This is a genomic window from Streptomyces sp. SID14478 (genome assembly GCF_010548525.1).
GTDB lineage: Bacteria > Actinomycetota > Actinomycetes > Streptomycetales > Streptomycetaceae > Streptomyces.
The window spans coordinates 1-717 of record NZ_JAAGMG010000239.1; the positions used below are offsets into that span (position 1 = coordinate 1).

At 76.8% G+C, this 717-nt stretch carries 1 protein-coding gene; it reads right to left on the minus strand.

The window, feature by feature from the left end:
• The coding region (locus tag G3I40_RS08585; protein WP_275410161.1) for an FtsK/SpoIIIE domain-containing protein at window positions 1-717 on the minus strand (717 nt) is incomplete at both ends.

Genomic DNA, 717 nt, shown 5'->3' on the forward strand with positions numbered 1-717 from the left:
TCCTCCGGGTCGGAACCCGGGGCGTCGAGCACCACGAGCGGCCGCGCCGTCCACCCCGGCGCCGCGCCGGAGGTGAACGCCGCGACGAGGTGCACGCCGAGCCGCTCCCCGTCCCGGGCGACCGCCTCCAGGGCGCGGACGACCGATCCGGCGGTGGGGCGTCCCGGTGAACCGAGGGGCGGGGAGAGCAGGGCGTCCAGATCGTCGACGACGACCACGAGCCGGGGCAGCGGAGGCGCTGCTTCCGCCTTCTCCTGCGCGGCGCCCGGCCGCAGCCGCATCGTCGACGTCGTCGGCACGTCCAGGTCCGCGGCCCCACCGGAGGGCGCCGCGCGCTGGGCGATCATCCGCCCCGACACGGCGCGCTGGGTGTGCCACTCGGTGAAGTGCGTACGCCCTATGAGCTCGGCCCGGCGCTTGAGCTCGGTGGTGAGGGACTGGGCGAACTCCCGCATCCGCACCGGGTCGTTGGCCACGAGGTGGGTCGTGACGTGCGGCAGATCGGTGCAGACGCGCAGGCCCTCGCCCGCGGCGGAGCCCGGCCCGTCGCTCTTGCCGTCGACGAGGACGATGCCTAGCCGGTCGGGCCGCTCGGCGGCGGCGAGGGACGCGGCGACCGAGCGCAGCAGCTCGGTGCGGCCGCTGTCCTGGGGCCCCTCGATCAGCAGATGCGGTCCGTCGGCGGCCAGGTCGACGCCCACGGGGCCGCGCGGCCCC